The following is an 18,572-nucleotide window of genomic DNA, read 5'->3' as shown; positions in this document are numbered from 1 at the left end:
CAAGTCCGACGCGCCGGGCAGGCGCGCCAGGAGGAACCCATACATATGCAGCCCCTCATCGACAACGCCCGTACCTTCGGACAGCGCCCTGAGGAGTTCGCCAAGCTCGCCGAAGGCCAGTCCCCGCAGGTGCTGTTCATCACCTGCTCCGATTCCCGGGTCGTCCCGGCCCTGATCACGGGCGCCCGCCCCGGCGAGCTGTTCGAGCTGCGCACCGCGGGCAACATCGTCCCGCCCTACGCCTCCGAACACCCCACCAGTGAGGCCGCCACCATCGAGTACGCCGTGGAGGTGCTCGGCGTCCGCGACATCGTGGTCTGCGGCCACTCGCACTGCGGCGCCGTCGGCGCCCTGGTGCGCGGGGACGACCTGACCGCCGTACCGGCCGTGCGCGACTGGCTGGCGCACGCCACCCCGCGCCCGGACGGCGCGGCCGAGGACCCGGAGGTCGCCGAGGGCGTGCAGAGCCACGTCCTGACCCAGCTGCTGCGGCTGCGCTCGTACCCCTGCGTCGAGCGGAAGCTGGCGGAGGGTCAGCTCGGCCTGCACGCCTGGTACTACGAGGTGCACACCGGCGCCGTACGGACGCACCGCCCGCAGTCCGACACCTTCGAGGCCCTGTGAGCGCGCCGATGAACAGCACTCTCATATCCCGTTTCCCCCATCTGAGGCAGGACTTCGCCGCCTCGCTCGTCGTCTTCCTGGTCGCGCTGCCGCTGTGTGTGGGCGTGGCCGTCGCCTCCGGAGTGCCGGCCGAACTCGGCCTGGTGACCGGCATCGTGGGCGGCCTCGTCACCGGGCTGATGCGCGGCAGCAGCCTGCAGGTGTCGGGGCCGGCCGCCGGTATGACCGTGCTCGTCTTCGAGGCGGTCGAGGAGTTCGGGCTGCCCGTGCTCGGCGTGCTGGTGCTCGCCGCCGGGGTGCTCCAGATCGCCATGGGCCTGCTGCGGCTCGGGCGCTACTTCCGCGCCATCTCGGTCTCCGTCGTGGAGGGCATGCTGGCCGGAATCGGCCTGGTGCTCATCGCCGGGCAGCTGTATCCGGCCCTGGCGGCGAAGGCTCCCGACTCCGGCCTCGGCAAGCTCGCCGGGCTGCCCGGAGCGTTCTGGGACGCCTTCCGTGACACCGGGGCACTGGTCTCGCTCGCGGTGTGCGCGGGCACGATCGCGGTGCTGCTGCTGTGGAAGCACACCCCGGCGAAGCTGCGCGCGGTGCCCGGTCCGCTCGCCGCGGTCGGGCTCGCCACGCTGGCCACGCTCGCGCTGAGCCTGCCGGTGGCCACGGTGGAGGTGCGGGGGCTGCTCGGCTCCGTCCAGCCCCCGCCGCTGAGCGCCTTCGGCGAGCTGGCCGGCGTCGGGCTGCTCGGCACGGTCGCCGCCTTCACCCTGATCGCGTCCGCCGAGTCGCTGTTCAGCGCGGCGGCCGTGGACCGGCTGCACTCCGGGCCGCGCACCCAGTACAACCGGGAACTCATCGCCCAGGGCGCCGGCAACACGGTGTGCGGGCTGCTCGGCGCGCTGCCGATGACCGCGGTGATCGTGCGCAGCGCGGCCAACGTCCAGGCAGGCGCCCGTACGAAGGCCTCCCGGGTGCTGCACGGCGTCTGGCTGCTGCTGTTCGCGGCGCTGCTGCCCGGCGTGCTCGCCTACATCCCGATCCCGGCCCTCGCGGGCATCCTGGTCCACGCGGGCGCCAAGCTGGTCCCGGTCCGGGCGCTGGCCGCGCTCTGGCGCGAGCACCGCGGGGAGGCGCTGGTCCTCGCCGCCACGGCCGTCTCCATCGTGGCGGTCAGCATGTTCGAGGGCGTGCTCATCGGTCTCGCGCTGGCGGTGGTGAAGACCGCCTGGGAGGCCTCGCACGTCCGGCTGGAGGTCGTCGACAAGGGCGCGGGGCCGATCGAGGCGTACCTGTCAGGCAACGCGACCTTCCTGCGCCTGCCGAAGATCCTGGACAGCCTGGAGTCGCTGCCCCAGGACCGTCCGGTCCGGCTCGAACTGTCCGGGCTGCACCACCTGGACCACGCCTGCCGTACGGCCCTGGAGAACTGGGCCGCCCGGCACAGCGCCGCCGGCACGGAGCCGGTGAAGCTGCTCACGGCCGCGTGAGGGCCCGCCCGTGGGGCCGGGGCGCCGAGAACCCTCGGCAACCCGGCCCCACGGGCCTATCGTGGCAACAGCAGGCAAAACCGACCTCTGTGCGAGGAGGTCACCATGGTCGAAGACCTCGTGGTGGCCCTGGCGGCGGCTGGCTCCGCCGGTGTGGTCTACCTGGCGTCGGCGGCGCGGGTGGTCAAGCAGTACGAACGCGGTGTGCTGTTCCGGCTCGGCCGGGTGACGGGGGACGTACGGGCGCCGGGTCTGAACCTGATCGTCCCCTTCGTGGACCGGCTGCAGAAGGTCAACATGCAGATCGTGACGATGCCGATCCCGGCCCAGGAGGGCATCACCCGCGACAACGTCACGGTCCGGGTGGACGCGGTGGTCTACTTCCGCGTGGTCGACGCGACGAGCGCCCTGATCAAGGTCGAGGACTACAAGTTCGCGGTGTCGCAGATGGCGCAGACGTCCCTGCGGTCGATCATCGGCAAGAGCGATCTGGACGATCTGCTGTCCAACCGCGAGAAGCTCAACCAGGGCCTGGAGCTGATGATCGACAGCCCGGCCGTCGGCTGGGGCATCCAGGTCGACCGGGTCGAGATCAAGGACGTGTCCCTGCCGGACACCATGAAGCGGTCGATGGCCCGCCAGGCCGAGGCGGACCGGGAGCGCCGGGCCCGGATCATCAACGCCGACGCCGAACTGCAGGCCTCCAAGAAGCTCGCCGAGGCCGCCCAGCAGATGTCCGACACCCCGGCCGCGCTCCAGCTGCGGCTGCTGCAGACGGTGATGGCGGTGGCGGCCGAGAAGAACTCCACGCTGGTCCTGCCCATCCCGGTGGAGCTGCTGCACTTCCTGGAGCGCGGCGGGCAGCCACCGCTCCCGGAGGGCCGGCCGCACCCCGAACCCCACACCGACGGCGGACCGCGTCCTGACTAGGGGGCTCCGTACCGGCCCGGCGGACGGAAGGAGTGCCCATGGCGAAGCACCCGGCCAGGAAGCGGAGCGGGACACTGCGGGAGCTGCTGCGGCTTCCGCAGGGCGAGCGGATCGACCTGACCGGGTACGACGCCCGAGCCACGCCCGGCGCCCCGGACGACAAGCAGGCAGCGCGGGCGGACGCGGAACGCACCGGTCGGCGCCTGGCCGGACTCCAGGAGCGGCTCTGGGCGGCGGGCACGGCGGGTGACCACCGCCGGGTGCTGCTCGTGCTGCAGGGCATGGACACCAGCGGCAAGGGCGGCACGGTCAAGCACGTCATCGGCCATCTCAACCCCTCCGGCTGCCGTATCGAGGCGTTCAAGGCGCCCACCGAGGAGGAACGCGCGCACGACTTCCTCTGGCGGGTGCGGCGCGCGCTGCCGGGGCCCGGCGAGATCGGCATCTTCGACCGCTCGCACTACGAGGACGTCCTCGTCGCGCGGGTCCGGCATCTGGCCCCGCCCGCCGAGATCGGCAGCCGTTACGGCCTGATCAACGACTTCGAGCGGGATCTGGCCGAGGACGGCGTGACCCTCGTCAAGTGCTTCCTGCACCTCTCCTACGAGGAGCAGAAGCGCCGGCTGCTGCGCCGCCTCGACCGTCCCGCCAAGCACTGGAAGTTCACCCCCGCCGACATCGACGAGCGCGCCCTGTGGCCCGCCTACCAGGAGGCGTACGAGCTGGCCCTGGAGCGCTGCGCGGCCCCGCACGCACCCTGGTACCTGGTCCCGGCGGACCACAAGTGGTACCGCAACTGGGCGATCGGCCGACTGCTGCTGGAGCATCTCCGAGCCCTCGACCCGCGGTATCCGGAGCCCGGCTTCGACGTCGCGCAGTGCCGCGAGCGACTGCTGAAGGAGACGTGAGACGGACCGGGTGCGCGGCCTCGCCGGGCCGGGGTACCCGGCGGGCATGCATGAGCAGCGGAAGATCACCGGTTCGTACTGGCTGCGGACCGCTCCCGGGCCGGCCCACCCCGCGCTGGACGCGGATCTCGCGGTGGACGTGGCCGTCGTCGGCGCGGGCATCGCCGGGCTGAGCACCGCCCATGAGCTGGCCCGGGCCGGGCTGCGGGTGGCGGTGCTGGAGGCCGGGCGGGCGGCGGGCGGGGTCACCGGCCACACCACCGCCAAGCTGACCGCGCAGCACACGCTGGTCTACGACCGGCTGCGGCGCACCCGGGGGCCCGAGGGGGCGCGGCTGTACGCCCGGTCGCAGTCGGAGGCGATCGAGCACGCGGCGGCGCTGGTGGCCGAGCTGGGGATCGACTGCGAGTGGGAGACCAGGGACGCGTACACCTATGTCCGGGACCGGTCGCGGGTGGCCGAGGTGGAGGCGGAGGCGGAGGCCGCCCGGGAGGCGGGGCTGCCGGCCGCGTTCACCGAGGAGACCGGGCTGCCGTTCCCGGTGGTGGGCGCGGTCCGGGTGACCGGGCAGGCCCAGTTCCATCCGGTCAAGTACCTGCGGGCGCTCACCGCCGCCCTCCTCGCGCTCGGCGGCCAGGTGTACGAGCGGACGCGGGTCACCGGTCTGGCGGAGGCCGAGCCGTGCCGGCTGACGACCGAGGCGGGCGCCACGGTGATCGCCCGGGACGTGGTGATCGCCACGCATTACCCGGTGTTCGACCGGGCCCTGCTGTTCACCCGGCTCTCCCCGCGCCGGGAGCTGGTCGTCGCCGGGCCGCTGGGCGACGGCCCGGACCCGCACGGCATGTACATCACGCCGGAAGAGAACACCCGCTCGGTGCGCACCGCGCCCTACGGCACGGCCGGGCAGCGGCTGCTCGTGGTCACCGGGGAGCACTTCACACCCGGCACCGGCGATCCGCGGGCCGGTTTCGGCCGGCTCGCCGACTGGGCCGAGGCGCACTTCCCCGGGGTGACGCCGGAGCATGCCTGGGCCACCCAGGACAACGAGTCCACCGACTCCGTCCCGCTGGTCGGCCCGTTCCACCCGGGCGCCCGGCACACCTATGTGGCCACCGGGTTCGGCGGCTGGGGCCTGAGCGGCGGCATCATGGCCGGGCTGCTGCTGACCGCGCTGATCACCGGCCGGGACTGCGCCTGGCGCGAGCTGTACGACCCGCGCCGGCTGAAGCCGGTGGTGCGGGAGGCCCCGTCGCTGCTGCGGACGCAGGCGGAGGTGGCCCGGCACTTCGTCGGCGACCGGCTGAAGCCGTCGGCCTCGGTGGACGGCCTGGCGCCCGGCGACGGCGCGCTGGTCCGGTCCGGCGGCGAACGGCTCGCCGTGCACCGCGACGAGGAGGGCGCCCTGCACGCCGTGTCGGCCCGCTGCACCCATCTCGGCTGCCTGGTCTCCTTCAACCGCGCCGAACGCGCCTGGGAGTGCCCCTGCCACGGCTCGCGCTTCGCCGTCGACGGCACGGTGCTCCAGGGCCCGGCGGTCAGGCCGCTGGAACGGCGCGAGCTCGACTGACCGAGGGGACGACTCCGGCCGGCCCGGGAGAAACCCCGCCGCACGGGTGACAGCGCCGCCGCGTCGGACGACAAATATTCATATAAGTAGATATTCAGCCTTACGTTCGTGGCGTGATCCCAGTAGCACGAGCACGCCGCATCGCCGCCGTCTGCGCCCTGGGCGCGGCCCTCACCGCCTGCGGGACCGCAGGCCCCGCCCGCCAGGCCCCGGCCCGGTCCCCCGGGTCCGCGGCTCCGTCCGCCGCCCGTCCGCCCGTGCTCGCGCCGGGCCCCGGCGGGCTGACCCCGGTCTTCGAGCACGGGCCGCGCACCCACGGCAAGACCGTCGCGTTCACCTTCGACGCCGACATGACCGCCGACCAGGGGCCCCGCGCGGCCTCCGGCGAGCACTTCGACAACCCGGGCCTGATCGCCGCCCTGCGGGCGCTGAAGGTGCCGGCGACCGTGTTCATGACCGGCAGGTGGGCCGACCAGTACCCGGCCGAGGCCCGCGACCTGGCCCGCGACCCGCAGTTCGAGGTCGCCAACCACTCCTGGAGCCACTACGCGTTCACCGCCGACTGCTACGGCCTGCCGACCGTCGACGCCGACGGCATGCGGGCGGACGTCCAGCGGGCGTACACCTCCCTGCGCAAGGCGGGCGTACCGCACCCGATGCCGTACTTCCGCTTCCCCGGCGGCTGTTACGACCAGCGGGCGCTGCGCGAACTCAGCGGCCTCGGGGTGACCGCGGTGCAGTGGGACGTGGTGAGCGGTGACGCGTTCGCCACCGACGCCGACGCGGTGGCCCGGCAGGTGCTCGACGGGGTGAAGCCGGGCTCGGTGGTCGTCATGCACTGCACCCGCAGCGCCGCCCCGACGACCGAGCAGGTCGTCCGCACGGTCGTACCGGAACTGCGCGAGCGAGGCTACCGGTTCGTGAAGGTCTCCGAACTGATCGGGCAGAGCGGCGGACACCGGTGACCGTCCTACGCTGAGGGCATGAGCGACGAGGACTACTGCACGATCGTCGAGACGGTGAAGCCGGCGAAGGCCGACGGGCCGCCGTACGCAGACTGCGTGCTGTGCCGGGAGCCCACGGAGTACCCGGAGTCGTACAAGGGCATCACGCTGTGTCCCGTGTGCGAGTGGCAGGAGGCGCAGCGCACCGCCTGCTCAGGGTGACCGGCGGGCGGTGAGGTGGGCCGCGGCGGCGAAGGCGGCGGCCGTGAGCAGGGCCGCGCCGGCCAGCGGCAGCAGCGGCAGCGGTGCCCGGCCGGTCTGCGAGCCGGTGACCAGGCCGCTGACCGCGGCCTGCGCCGGCGATCCGGCCAGCACCACCGCGAGCAGCGCGCCGAGCAGCATCGCGGGCACCGCACGGCCGGTGGAGCGCAGCACCGGGCGGTTGGTGAGCGCGCCGACGGCCGTGCCGATCAGCGCGCAGGCGAGGACGGCCGGCAGCCCCGCCGCGGCGGCGCGCGGCGCAGGGACGTGGACCCGGTGGCCGTTGCTCGCCGGGTCGCTGATCAGCAGCACGACCACGGTGGCCGCGACCCCGAGCAGCATGGCCGCGAACAGGGCGGTGAGCAGGCAGGCCAGATGCGCCCGGGCGGGTCCGCGGGCGGCGGCGACACAGGCACGGGCCGCGGCCGGCTCGCCGGTGGCACAGATCCGTACCAGCCAGGCCGCGACCGGCAGCAGGCCGGCGGCCGTGTAGCCGAGCGAGTCCAGGACCGGCTCGCCGCTCCGCACCCCGATCCCCAGGAACGCGGTGTACAGGATCACCGGCGGCAGCCAGCGCTGGGAGCGCAGCAGCAGGTCGGCCTGGTAGCGCAGGAGCGCGGTCATGGGCGGCTTCCGGGGTCGGGGGGCGGCGCGTCGGCGGGCTCGACGCGCACCACGTGCCAGGGCGGGCGGGCCGTGAGCAGGGCGCGCAGCAGGACGTCGGAGTGGGAGGCGGGGACGGTGAGGCGGTAGTCGCCGGGGGCGGTCTCCTCGACGGAGACCTGGATCCGTGCGGCGTCCGGCGGCAGGTGCCCGCCCGCCGGTCCCCGAGCGGTGACGAGGGTGACCGGACCGGCCGGCGGACTCCCCGGGTCCGTACGGAGTTCCAGAGCGCCGTCGGTCACCGCGTAGGTCGCGTCCGGTGCTCCGGCGAGCCGGCCCGGGTCGTGGTCCACGAACACCACGGCTCCCCCGGCGGCCGTCCGCTCGGCCACCGCCCGCTCCAGCTCGGCCCGCGCCGCCGCGTCGAGGCCGGTCCACGCCTCGTCCAGCACCAGCAGCTCCGGGTCGCCGAGCAGGGCCTGGGCGACGGCGACCTTCTGGCTGCTGCCCTTGGACAGCCGCGCCATCGGCGTACCGGCGTACGCGCCCGCGCCGAACCGCTCCAGCCAGGTGGCGGCGAGGCGGGCGGCGACGGCGCGGGGCAGGCCGTGGACGGTGCCGAGGTGGGTCAGATAGCCGACGGCCGTGAACGGCAGGGCGGACGGGAAACGCTCCGGCACGTACGCCGTGCGCGGGCGGCCGGTGATCCGGCCCTCAGTGGGCGCGTCGAGCCGGGCGAGCAGCCGGAGCAGGGTGGACTTCCCGGTGCCGTTCGCCCCTTCTATCCGGGTGAGGGTGCCGGGAGCGAGGGTGAGGTCGACGCCTCGCAGTACCCAGGGGCCGCGGATGCCGTAGCGGCGGCCCACGGCGGTCAGGCGCAGGTCACGGTGCATGAGGGTCCTTCTGGTGCGGTTCCCGTCCGGGTCAGCGGGCCATGCCCCGGCTCAGCTCGGCCGCCCGGGCCCGCAGCGCCGCGGCCCAGGGCCCCCCGTCCCCCGGTCCGGACATCCCGGCGGCCGAGACCTGTACGTCCGTCGGGGGGCCGTCCGGGAAGGCTTCGAGCCGGGCCCAGTCGATGGCGATCCCGGCGCGCTGGGCGAGGACCAGGACGGTGCCGACGAAGCCCTCGGAGAGGGCCAGGATGATGCTGTGGCTCGTGCGGCGGTGCCGGTCGAGCAGGGCGTGCGTGAAGACCGCGAGCACGGCCGGGTCGATCTTGCACTCGTCGTTCCGCATCGGCCCGAGGCCGGACGGAAGCCCCAGCTCGGCCTCGAAAACCTCCACCTGCCGCAGGAAGAGCTGTGCGGCCCTGGTGGCCGGATTCCACAGCGTCTCGTCCCCGATCTCGAAGTACTGGCTCATGAGCACCCCCCGTTCCGTCGATCAAGACGGGTCAGCGTAGCCAGTGGGTTCATCGCCGGGCGCCGGAATTTCCCCCTCGGCGCCGGTGCGTTGATCGGCGGGGTCGCGGCTTCGTAGGCTGGGCTGTCGTGAGCCACGTTCCCGCACCCGCCGCCGCCAGTCCCTTCCAGCCCGAGCGCAGTCCCCGCGACGAGGCCCCGCAGTTCGTGCTGCCGCTCGTCGTACGGATCGAGCGGAGCGCCCCGCCCGCCCGTACCGACGCGCTGGAGACGGCCGCCCGGGCCGTGCTCGTCCTGCTCGGCGACGAGCGCGCGCACGGCGACGGGGAGTGGGCCGAGGCGGTGCGGAACTGGGAGGACGCGCGGATCCGGAAGGTCGTGCGGCGGGCCCGGGGCGCCGAGTGGCGGCGCGCAGAGGCACTGCCCGGCATCACGGTGACCGGCAAGTCCGCCGAGGTCCGGGTCTTCCCGCCGATCCCGCTGGACGGCTGGCCCAAGGACCTGGCGAAGCTCCAGGTCTCGGGCACCGAACTGGACGATCCGGAGCCGCCCCTCCCGGCCGGCCCCGCGGAGCCCGTGCTCTGGCTCAACCCGGACCTGGCGATGTCGGCCGGCAAGGCGATGGCCCAGGCCGGGCACGGCGCCCAGCTGGCCTGGTGGGCGCTGTCCGGCACCGCCCGCGCGGCCTGGCGGGACGCCGGCTACCCCCTCGCCGTCCGCACGGCCGCCCCCGCCGACTGGCCCCGCCTGACCACCGCCGGCCTCCCCGTCGTACGCGACGCCGGCTTCACGGAGATCGCACCGGGGTCGTGCACGGTGGTGGCGGAGCACCCGGCGCTGTGAACAGCCCCTGCTCGGCCGCGCGGGCGGGAGCGCCGAGCAGGTGACCGGGTACGCCGACGAGGTCGCTCATGGACGGACCGCCTTCCGCCCTCAAGGAAGCTCGCCCGCCCGGCCAGAATGACGTCGTCGAACAGCTCAAGGCCCCCCTTACGACGGGAGCGGCATGTTGCGCGCCATCGGCCCAGGTGGACCGCGTGCTTCTGGCCCGCGCGGCGGCTCGCGCGCGCTCCATCGGTTTGTCCGCCCGGACCCCGTCGCGAACAATGGCCCCATGCTCACGCTCGGTATCGAGGAGGAGTACCTGCTGCTGGACCCGGACAGCGGTCTTCCCGTGCCCAAGTCCGAGCAGGTCCGGACGCTGGCCCGCCGACGGTCCGGTCTCCCGGCGGACGAGCTGATGCCCGAGCTGCTGCAGGACCAGGTGGAGATCGCCACCCCGGTCTGCCGCACTCTGGACGACGCGACCCGGCACCTCACGCGGCTCCGCCGGGCGGTGGGCGCGGCGGCGTCCGCGGTGGGCTGCCGGCCGGCGATGACCGGAACGGAGCCCTTCCCGAGCCCGGTGCCGACCCCGCCGACGGACGAGCCGCACTACCGGGAGCTCGCCGCCGAGACCCCCCGGGTGATCCACGAGCACTCCATCTGCGGCATGCACGTCCACGTCGCCGTTCCCGACCGGGACCAGGGTGTGGTCGCGCTCAACCGGCTGCGTCCATGGTTGCCGGTCCTGGTGGCCCTGGCGGCCAACTCGCCGCTGTGGAGCGGACGCGACACCGGGTTCGCGAGCTGGCGCACCCTCGTCTACGGCCGCTGGCCCGTCAGCGGCCCGCCGCCCGTCTTCGCGGACGGCGCGGACTACGAGCGACGCACACAGGCGCTGCTCGACGCGCGGGTGATCCGTGGCCGGGGCCGGCTCTACTGGCACGCCCGGCTGTCCGAGCGCCATCCCACCGTGGAAGTACGGGCCATGGACGTACAGGTGAGGATCGACGAGGCCGTGACGCTCGCGGGCCTCACCCGCGGCCTGGTCGCCACGGCACTGCGGGAGGACGCGGGAAAGGCGCCGCCTCCGCATCACCTCCCGCACGAGCTGCTGACGGCGGCGACCTGGCACGCGGCACGGGACGGGCTGGACGGCGACCTCCTCGACCCGCGCAGCCTGCGCGGCGAGCCGGCCGCCGACGTGGTCGCCGCGCTGCTGGACCATGTCGCCGCGGCCCTCGGCGAAGCCGGTGACCTCGACCGCGTCACCACGGGCGTCCGGCGGCTGCTGGACGAGGGCAACGGAGCGCACCGACAGCGCCGGGCGCTGCGGACGGGCGGGCCCGCCCTCGTCGGCCTCCTCACCGGCGCGGCGCCGGACGCCGGCCCGGCGGTGGACGAACCTCAAATGTTGCTCTGAACGCGTCAGGGAGGGGATTCGGGGCCGTCCGCCGGGGCGATATCCCCGTCACTCGACGCACGAGCACAGGCCGAGGAGGGGGAAGCACCATGCGGCGACTGGGGACGGGGATCGGCTGGCGGCCGGAGATCGCGGACGCCGTGGAGCGGATGCCGGGCATCGACTGGGTGGAGGTCGTGGCCGAGAACGTCTGCCCCGGGCACCTCCCCGAGTCCCTGCTGCGGCTGCGCGAGCGCGGGGTGACGGTGATCCCGCACGGCGTCTCCCTCGGCCTCGGCGGCGCGGACCGTCCCGACGAGGGCCGGCTCGCGGCGCTCGCCGAGCGGGCACAGGCCCTGGGCGCCCCCCTGGTCACCGAGCACATCGCGTTCGTCCGCGCGGGCGGCGCCCTCACCGCGTCGCCGCCGCTGGAGGCCGGCCATCTGCTGCCCGTGCCGCGCACCCGGGACGCCCTGGACGTGCTGTGCGAGAACGTCCGCATCGCCCAGGAGGCGCTGCCGGTGCCGCTGGCCCTGGAGAACATCGCCGCGCTGTTCTCCTGGCCGGGCGAGGAGCTGACCGAGGGGCAGTTCCTGTCCGAGCTGGTGGAACGGACCGGTGTACGCCTGCTGATCGACGTGGCCAACCTGCACACCAACCACGTCAACCGGGGCGAGGACCCGGCCGAGGCGCTGGCCGCGCTGCCCCTGGAGGCGATCGCCTACGTCCATGTCGCGGGCGGCTTCGAGCGCGACGGCGTCTGGCACGACAGCCACGCGCACCCCGTCCCGCGCCCGGTCCTCGGCATCCTGACCGACCTCGCCTCCCGGGTCGCGCCGCCGGGAGTGCTCCTGGAACGGGACGAGGACTTCCCCGAGCCGGCCGAGCTGGAGCGGGAGCTGGACGCGATCCGGGAGGCCGTGACGGTCGGCCGCGGCAGAAGGGGAACGACGGTCGGCGGTACGGCGACGGGAGGCGCCGTCGCCGGTGCGGGGGCCGGGGGTGTCGGAGTCCTGGCGCGTCCGGTGGCCGACGTTCGTGAGCGGCTCGGGGTGGCCCAGGCCGCCGTACTGTCGTCCCTGGTGGCGGGGACGCCGGTGCCGGAGGGGTTCGACCGGGTGCGGATGGGGGTGCAGGCGCGGGCGCTCGCGGCGAAGCGGGCGGGCGTGGTCGCCAAGGTGGCGCCCGAGCTGCCGGTGATCCTGGGGCCGGGGTACCGGGAGGCGTTCCTGGAGTACGCCCGGCAGCGGCCGATGAGCGGAGGCTACCGGCGGGACGCCCTGGACTTCGCCGGGCATCTGCTGAAACTGGGGCGGCCGGCGGACGCGGAGGCCCGCCGGGAGCTGCGGGAATGGTGGCTGGACCGCGCGGGCCCGGCACCGCGGAAGCGGGGGATGACGGCACGGCTGCTGCGGCGCCGCCGCTGAACGGTCGCCCTGAGCCGTGGCCGGCCGACGGGTGCTTGTCCGCCCACCCGGGGGCCGCCTCGTAGGCGTGACCGAGGTGGCGCCCGAACTGCCGGTGATCCTGGGCCGGGATACCGAAAGGCGTCCCCGGAGCACGCCCGGCAGCGGCCGATGAGCGGAGACTACCGGCGAGACGCCCTGGCCGGACCGCACCGGCCCGGCATCACGCGAGCGCAGGGCGACGGCACGGCTGCTGCGGCGCCGGCGCCGAACGGTCGCCCTGAGCCGCGACCGGCCGACGGGAGCTTGTCCGCCCCCAGTAATATGCCAACCCCGCACCCACACCCAAGCACCCCCGGCGTGCGGTGCAGGAGGCACCATGCGACCGCGTCCCCCCGTCCACGGCCGAGGCCTGTTCAGCGGCACCGGGCTCATCGTCACCGCCCTCGCGGCGACGGTCGTGGCCCTGCTCGTCCCGCTGTGGTCCTACGCCGACCGGCAGGACCCGGCGAGCGCGAACGTCCTGAGCGCACAGACGGTGACGACCCCGTTCGGCCCGCTGTCGGCGCAGGACCGGGACTTCGTCACCAGAGTCCGGCTGGCCGGGCTGTGGGAGCTGCCCGCCGGGGAGCTGGCGGAGCGGAAGGGGACCACGCCGGCCGTCCGCACCGCCGGGCGGCATCTCGTCGACGGTCACACCTCCCTGGACGCGCATGTCCGGACCGTGGCCGCGCAGCTCGGTGTGGCCCTGCCCAACGAGCCGAACGAGCAGCAGAAGCAGTGGCTCGACACCCTGAACGCGGCCGGGGGCCAGGACTTCGACCGCCAGTTCGCCGGCCTGCTGCGGCTGGCGCACGGGCGGGTGTTCTCCCTGGTCGCCCAGGTCCGGGCCGGCACCCAGAACTCCCTGGTCCGCGATCTCGCCGACGACGCCAACGCGACCGTCCTGGACCACATCAAGATCCTGGAGGCCACGGGGTACGTCGACTTCGCCGCGCTGGCGAAGGATCTGGCGGCCTCCGCGTCGCCCGTGCCGACCCCGCCGGAGGTCGCTCCGAGCGCCGCCGTGCCGGTCGCACCGTCGCCGGGAGCGACCTCACAGGCAGCGGCTTCACAGGGAGCGGTCTCGCCGGGGGAGATCTCCTCCCTGCCACCCGCCGTCGCCGGCCCGCCGCCGGCGACGAGCAGCCCCTGACCAGCCCGAAAAGCGGAACGTAACGTACCGCCAACACTCCGTCCGGATCGTGAACAGGGCATGGCGTCGGCCCAGGCCCCTGGCATACAAACACGTCATGTTCTGGGTCCTTCTTCTGCTCCTGGCCTGGGCTTTCGCCGGCACGGCCTGCACCCGGCTGTGCCTGACGGCCGTCCGCGCGGCGGCCGTCGAGGCGCGTGACGCACCGGCGGACCGGGAGCATCAGCTGACGCTGTACGAGGCGGCCTTCCTCTCCGGCGGCCCCGCCCGGGTCGCCGACGTGACCCTGGTCTCCATGGCCCGCCAGCGGCGGCTGCTGCTCGCGCACACCGGCTGGGCCACGGTCGTGGACCCACGGGGGCGCGACGAGATGGAACGGTCCGTCATAGGGGCCATAGGGCCCGAGGGGCAGTCGCGGATCGCGCCGGTGCGGGCGCGGGCGGCCGGCGCGGAGGCCGTGGGCCGGCTGGCCGACGGCCTGGTGCGCGCGGGACTCGCGGTGCCCGAGGGCGCGGGGACGAACGTGGGAACCGCCGTCCGGCAGGTGCGGACCGCCGCGCTGACCGTGGTGGCGCTGGCCGTGACCGCCCTGCTGCTCCCCGTCCAGACCGGGACGCCCCGGCTGCTGGTCGGGCTGTGGTTCGCCCTGCCCCTCACGCTGGTGCTGAGCTGCCTGGCCCTCGCCCGGTTCGAGGTGCACCCCTACTCGCGCTGGGCCTCCCCGGCCGGGCAGCGGCTGCTGAGCACGCTGCCCGGGAGGCCGGACGGCGACGAGCGGTCGTTCCTCACCTCCGTCGCCGTACGCGGCGTCCGCGCGGTCGGTGAGCCGGAGCTGCGCGCGGCCTTCGCCCACCGGGACCAGCCCCGGCGGGAGTGAGCGCGACTCCGGGGGCGCATAAGGGGCATTGACGCCGACACCGGCGGGACGGTGCTTGCCTTCCCCCATAGTCATACGAAATATCCCTTTTGTGGTCGCCGGGCCGTGGCAGTCGTGCCATCGCCGCCGCGCACCGAAGGGATACGCGATGAAAGCTGCCGCCCTCTACTCGGCCGCCGGGTCCTTGCTCGTGACCACTCTGGCCGCGGCCCCGGCGAGCGGCGCGCCCGGCACCCCGGGCACCTGGAGCGCCCCCGGCACGGCCGAGCTGCTCGGCACCGCGGTGGCGGCGGCCCGCGCCGGGGCGGCCGGCATCGACTTCGGCCCGTGCTCCGCCGCCGATGTGCCCCACGCCCCGGCCGGCGTGCAGTGCGGCACGGTGTCCGTCCCGCTGGACTACGCGCACCCCGGCGGCAAGCACATCAAGCTGGCCGTCAGCCGCGCCCGGGCCACCCAGAAGGACCCGCACAACAGCAAGCGGAAGGTCCCCCGGCAGGGCGCCCTGGTCTACAACCCGGGCGGCCCCGGCGCCTCCGGCATGTACTTCGCGCTGGTCGGCAAGGTCCCGGAGTGGAAGCAGGTCGCCGCCGCCTACGACCTGATCGGCTACGCCCCGCGCGGGGTGGGCCGTTCGGCGCCGCTGTCCTGCGAGGATCCGAAGCGCTTCCTCAAGGCGCCCACCGCGTCACCGACGCATCCGTCGGAGGCGTACAAGCGGCAGCGCGTCGCGCAGGCCAAGGCGTACGCGCGCGGCTGCGCCCAGCGGTCCGGGAGCGGGCTGCGGTTCTACGACTCGCTCAACAACGCCCGGGACCTGGACGTCCTGCGGGCGGCGCTGGGCGAGAACCGGCTGACCTTCGTGGGGGCGTCGTACGGCACCTACTTCGGCGGCCTGTACGCGGCGATGTTCCCCTCGCACGTGCGGCGCATGGTGCTGGACTCGGCGGTGGACCCGGACCCGCAGAAGATCTGGTACCGCAGCAACCTGGAGCAGTCGGCGGCGTTCGAGGACCGCTGGGCCGACTTCCGGGACTGGATCGCCCGCCACGACGACGTGTACCGGCTCGGCGCCACACCCGCGAAGGTGCAGCGCAGCTACGACACCGCGCGCGACCGGCTGGCCGGGAAGGCGGCGGGCGGCAAGGTCGGTCCCGGCCAGCTGCAGGACGTGTTCCTGTCTGCGGGGTACTACGACGACTTCTGGCCGAGCCGGGCCGCGGCGCTCTCGGCGTATCTGCACGGCGACCCCGCGCCGCTGGTCCGGCTCGCCGCGCCGAACCTCCGGACGGCCGCCGAGGCGGAGAACAGCCGCGCGGTGTACACGGCCGTGGAGTGCAACGACGCGCCCTGGCCGACCGACTGGAAGGTGTGGGACCGGGACAACACCCGGCTCGCCCGGGTGGCGCCCTTCGAGACCTGGGACAACGCGTGGATGAACCTGCCGTGCGCCTACTGGCCGGCGCCCCGGCAGCAGCCGCTGGACGTGCGGACCGGGCCGGGTGAGCTGCCGCCGGTGCTGATCCTGGCGGCCGAGCGGGACGCGGCGGCGCCGTACCAGGGCGCGCTGGAGATGAACCGGCGGCTGGCCGGCTCGGTGCTGGTGACCGAGCGGGACGCGGGCACGCACGGCATCGCGGGCGGACCCAACAAGTGCGTCAACGGACACCTGTACGCGTATCTGCTGGAGGGCCGCGTCCCGGCGCGGCACGCGTCGTGCGCGCCGCGCCCTGAACCGGTTGCCTCCGGCGGTTCGGCCGACAAGGGGGCTCGGCGGGACGCCCTCAAGGGGAAGGCCGGCCGAGGCTAGCCCGAAGGGGCGCTTCAGGCCAGGCCCGCCACCAGTTCTGCGATGTCCTTGCGGCGGCCCGTGAAGAAGGGGATCTCCTCGCGGACGTGCATCCGGGCCTCGGAGGCGCGCAGGTGACGCATGAGGTCGACGATGCGGTACAGCTCGTCGGCCTCGAAGGCCAGGATCCACTCGTAGTCGCCGAGGGAGAACGAGGCGACCGTGTTGGCGCGCACGTCGGGGTAGCCGCGGGCCATCTTGCCGTGGTCGGCGAGCATCCGGCGGCGGTCCTCGTCGGGGAGGAGGTACCAGTCGTAGGAGCGCACGAAGGGGTAGACGCTGACGTAGTTGCGGGGCGTCTCGTCGGCGAGGAACGCCGGGATGTGCGAGCGGTTGAACTCGGCCGGCCGGTGCAGCGCCATGTTCGACCAGACCGGCTCCAGGGCGCGGCCCAGCTTCGTGCGGCGGAAGAGGTTGTACGCCTCCTGGAGCTGGTCGCTGGTCTCGGCGTGCCACCAGATCATGAGGTCGGCGTCGGCGCGCAGGCCGGAGACGTCGTAGGTACCGCGGATCGTCACGTCCTTGGCGGCGAGCTGGTCGAACAGCTCCTGGACCTCGTCGGCGTAACCGGCGCGGTCCTGCGGCAGCACGTCCTTCAGCTTGAAGACGGACCAGAGCGTGTAGCGGATGACCTCGTTGAGGTCCTTGGCCAGCTTGCCCTTGTTCGGGATCCTGCCGGACTCGGTGGTGGGGGCGTCGTCACTCATGGTCCCTATTCTCCCGCTCCGCCGTGCAGGCTCTGCACCGGGTTGGCCGTAAGCTCCCGGATTCCGCTCGGGTCGCCGTCGAGTCCGTCGACGGCCGCGTACGCGCTCGCGACGCACGCCGGGATGCCGACGCCGTCGTACTGCGCGCCGCACACCGCGAGGCCCGGCAGCTTGGCGATGTGCTCGCGGATGCGGGCCACGCGCGCGTGGTGGCCCACCGGGTACTGGGGCAGTCCGTCGGTCCAGCGGGTGACGCGGGTCGCGAGGGGTACGGCGTCCAGGCCGGTGGCCTCGCGCAGGTCGTGCCGGGAGACGTCGACGAGGTCGGCGTCGTCCCGCTGGAGGATCTCCGTCTCGCCGTACCGGCCCACGGAGGTCCGCAGCACGACCACGTCCGGGTCCTCCTCGGCGATCCAGCCCCACTTCTGGGAGGCGAAGGTGGACGCCTTGATGGTGCGGCCGTCGACGGGCGGCACGAGGAAGCCGCTGCCCTCGGGGAGGGCGAGGTCGGCCCGGCGGTAGGCGAGGGTGATCAGGGCCATGGAGGCGTACTCGACGGCGGCCAGCTCGGCGGCGGCTTCGGGGGACTCGGCGCGCAGCAGGCCGGCCGCGACGGGTGCGGGGACGGCGACGATCACGGCGTCGGCATGCAGGACCCGCTCGCCGGCGACCACGCGCCAGACCGTGTGCGGCCGCGCCGCCCCGGGGGGCTGCGCGAGCGGCGAGCCCACCCTTCTCAGCTCCGTCACCGCGGCGCCGGTCAGGATCTCGCCGCCCCGCGCTCGCACCGACTCCGCCACCGCGAGCGGCAGCCGGCCCACCCCGCCCTCGACGCCCATGAAGACCGGCCCGGTCTGCTGGGCCGCGGCCGCCTTCGCCTGGATCTCGCGGACCGCCTCCGTCAGGGAGTCGTGGGCGCGGGCGGCCTGGAAGAGCTGCGGGACGGCCGAGCGCATCGAGATGCGGTACGCGTCGCCCGCGTAGACCCCGCCGAGGAGGGGTTCGACCAGCCGGTCGACGACCTCGCGGCCGAGCCGGGCGGCCACGTACTCCCCCACGGCCACGTCGTCGCCGATCTCGGTGCGGGTCAGGCCGGCGTCGCGCTCGATGCGGGCCAGTCCCTCGTCGGAGAGGACACCCGAGAGCGCGGCGGCGGTGCCGGGCACGCCCATCACATGGCCCTTGGGCATGGGCCGCAGGGCGCCCCGGGTCCAGATCGAGGCGGTCGCGGTGGCCGGCGGCCGGAGCCGCTCGCCGAGGCCCACCTCGCGCGCGAGGGTCACCGCCTCGGGGCGGCGGGCGAGCATGGACTCGGCGCCCAGGTCGACCCGCACGCCGGCGATCTCGCCGGGCAGCAGCTTGCCGCCGACCCTTCCGCCGGCCTCCAGCACGGTCACGCGCGCGCCCCGCCCCAGCAGCCGGTGCGCGGCGGCCAGCCCGGCGATGCCGGCCCCGATGACGACGACGTGCCCCAAGCCCCTACCCGTTGCGCTCATGTCCCCCACTCTCTCAGACCCCGCGAGCGCCTCTCAGGGGCAGGCCGGAGCCGGACGGGGGGGGGCGCGGCGGACGTGCGGGGCGCGGGTGGCGGCGGGGGCGCGCTCGTCGTCCGGCGAGGTGGCGCGGAGGGGCCGG

18 protein-coding genes are annotated in these 18,572 nt (G+C 74.5%); 13 read left to right on the top strand and 5 right to left on the bottom strand.

Going from position 1 to position 18,572, the window contains the following annotated elements; genetic code table 11:
• Window positions 1–45: 45 nt before the first annotated feature.
• The 7 genes from ABZ937_RS05115 to ABZ937_RS05085 all read left to right on the top strand — a co-directional run bounded on the left by ABZ937_RS05115 (window position 46) and on the right by ABZ937_RS05085 (window position 6,679).
• Entirely contained in the window at window positions 46–624 is a 579-nt protein-coding gene (locus ABZ937_RS05115; protein WP_361685800.1) for a carbonic anhydrase, read from the top strand.
• A gap of 8 nt (window positions 625–632) precedes the next feature.
• The gene (locus tag ABZ937_RS05110; protein WP_361685798.1) at window positions 633–2,105 is read left to right on the top strand and encodes a SulP family inorganic anion transporter; all 1,473 of its coding nucleotides are present in this window, start codon (window positions 633–635) and stop codon (window positions 2,103–2,105) included.
• 105 nt (window positions 2,106–2,210) lie between these two features.
• On the top strand, window positions 2,211–3,035 hold the full coding sequence (locus ABZ937_RS05105; protein WP_361685796.1) for a slipin family protein: 825 nt from the start codon (window positions 2,211–2,213) through the stop codon (window positions 3,033–3,035).
• Between the two features lie 38 nt (window positions 3,036–3,073).
• Window positions 3,074–3,943, top strand: a complete 870-nt coding sequence (locus tag ABZ937_RS05100; protein ID WP_361685794.1) for a PPK2 family polyphosphate kinase — start codon at window positions 3,074–3,076, stop codon at window positions 3,941–3,943.
• A gap of 46 nt (window positions 3,944–3,989) precedes the next feature.
• Window positions 3,990–5,513 (top strand): FAD-dependent oxidoreductase, encoded by a 1,524-nt coding sequence (locus ABZ937_RS05095; protein ID WP_361685792.1) that lies wholly within the window; start codon window positions 3,990–3,992, stop codon window positions 5,511–5,513.
• A gap of 116 nt (window positions 5,514–5,629) precedes the next feature.
• Window positions 5,630–6,478 carry a polysaccharide deacetylase family protein gene (locus ABZ937_RS05090; protein ID WP_361686118.1) on the top strand — a complete coding sequence of 283 codons (849 nt, stop codon included), beginning with the start codon at window positions 5,630–5,632 and terminating at the stop codon, window positions 6,476–6,478.
• Window positions 6,479–6,496: 18 nt separating this feature from the next.
• Window positions 6,497–6,679, top strand: coding sequence for a hypothetical protein (locus ABZ937_RS05085; protein WP_208035061.1), 183 nt, complete (start codon window positions 6,497–6,499; stop codon window positions 6,677–6,679).
• Here the strand turns inward: ABZ937_RS05085 and ABZ937_RS05080 are convergent.
• Genes ABZ937_RS05080 through ABZ937_RS05070 form a run of 3 tightly spaced genes read right to left on the bottom strand, consistent with a single transcriptional unit; the run spans window position 6,671 to window position 8,683 of the window.
• The gene (locus tag ABZ937_RS05080; RefSeq protein WP_361685790.1) at window positions 6,671–7,342 is read right to left on the bottom strand and encodes an ABC transporter; all 672 of its coding nucleotides are present in this window, start codon (window positions 7,340–7,342) and stop codon (window positions 6,671–6,673) included. The two genes, ABZ937_RS05085 and ABZ937_RS05080, sit on opposite strands and share 9 nt — an antisense overlap.
• Window positions 7,339–8,214 carry an ATP-binding cassette domain-containing protein gene (locus ABZ937_RS05075; RefSeq protein ID WP_361685788.1) on the bottom strand — a complete coding sequence of 292 codons (876 nt, stop codon included), beginning with the start codon at window positions 8,212–8,214 and terminating at the stop codon, window positions 7,339–7,341. Before ABZ937_RS05075 ends, ABZ937_RS05080 begins: the two co-directional genes overlap by 4 nt.
• A gap of 31 nt (window positions 8,215–8,245) precedes the next feature.
• On the bottom strand, window positions 8,246–8,683 hold the full coding sequence (locus tag ABZ937_RS05070; protein WP_361685786.1) for a DUF6086 family protein: 438 nt from the start codon (window positions 8,681–8,683) through the stop codon (window positions 8,246–8,248).
• 128 nt (window positions 8,684–8,811) lie between these two features.
• On the opposite strand from ABZ937_RS05070, the gene ABZ937_RS05065 reads away from it, so the two are divergent.
• The 6 genes from ABZ937_RS05065 to ABZ937_RS05040 all read left to right on the top strand — a co-directional run bounded on the left by ABZ937_RS05065 (window position 8,812) and on the right by ABZ937_RS05040 (window position 16,191).
• On the top strand, window positions 8,812–9,525 hold the full coding sequence (locus ABZ937_RS05065; RefSeq protein ID WP_361685784.1) for an aminoacyl-tRNA hydrolase: 714 nt from the start codon (window positions 8,812–8,814) through the stop codon (window positions 9,523–9,525).
• 271 nt (window positions 9,526–9,796) lie between these two features.
• On the top strand, window positions 9,797–10,927 hold the full coding sequence (locus ABZ937_RS05060; RefSeq protein ID WP_361685782.1) for a glutamate--cysteine ligase: 1,131 nt from the start codon (window positions 9,797–9,799) through the stop codon (window positions 10,925–10,927).
• A gap of 89 nt (window positions 10,928–11,016) precedes the next feature.
• The gene (locus ABZ937_RS05055; protein WP_361685780.1) at window positions 11,017–12,333 is read left to right on the top strand and encodes a DUF692 domain-containing protein; all 1,317 of its coding nucleotides are present in this window, start codon (window positions 11,017–11,019) and stop codon (window positions 12,331–12,333) included.
• A 358-nt stretch (window positions 12,334–12,691) separates the two neighbouring features.
• On the top strand, window positions 12,692–13,507 hold the full coding sequence (locus ABZ937_RS05050) for a DUF4142 domain-containing protein (RefSeq protein WP_361685778.1): 816 nt from the start codon (window positions 12,692–12,694) through the stop codon (window positions 13,505–13,507).
• A 97-nt stretch (window positions 13,508–13,604) separates the two neighbouring features.
• The gene (locus tag ABZ937_RS05045) at window positions 13,605–14,384 is read left to right on the top strand and encodes a TIGR04222 domain-containing membrane protein (RefSeq protein ID WP_361685776.1); all 780 of its coding nucleotides are present in this window, start codon (window positions 13,605–13,607) and stop codon (window positions 14,382–14,384) included.
• Window positions 14,385–14,532: 148 nt separating this feature from the next.
• Window positions 14,533–16,191 (top strand): alpha/beta hydrolase, encoded by a 1,659-nt coding sequence (locus ABZ937_RS05040; protein WP_361685774.1) that lies wholly within the window; start codon window positions 14,533–14,535, stop codon window positions 16,189–16,191.
• A 14-nt stretch (window positions 16,192–16,205) separates the two neighbouring features.
• On the opposite strand, the gene hemQ is transcribed toward ABZ937_RS05040, so the two are convergent.
• Both hemQ and hemG read right to left on the bottom strand, forming a co-directional pair.
• Entirely contained in the window at window positions 16,206–16,937 is a 732-nt protein-coding gene (gene hemQ, locus ABZ937_RS05035; RefSeq protein ID WP_361685772.1) for a hydrogen peroxide-dependent heme synthase, read from the bottom strand.
• 5 nt (window positions 16,938–16,942) lie between these two features.
• Entirely contained in the window at window positions 16,943–18,433 is a 1,491-nt protein-coding gene (gene hemG, locus ABZ937_RS05030; RefSeq protein ID WP_361685770.1) for a protoporphyrinogen oxidase, read from the bottom strand.
• Between the last annotated feature and the right edge of the window lie 139 nt (window positions 18,434–18,572).

It is taken from the genome of Streptomyces sp. NPDC046727 (assembly GCF_040645635.1).
In the GTDB taxonomy this organism is placed as follows: domain Bacteria; phylum Actinomycetota; class Actinomycetes; order Streptomycetales; family Streptomycetaceae; genus Streptomyces.
This window is presented reverse-complemented; position numbering and strand designations above follow the sequence as displayed.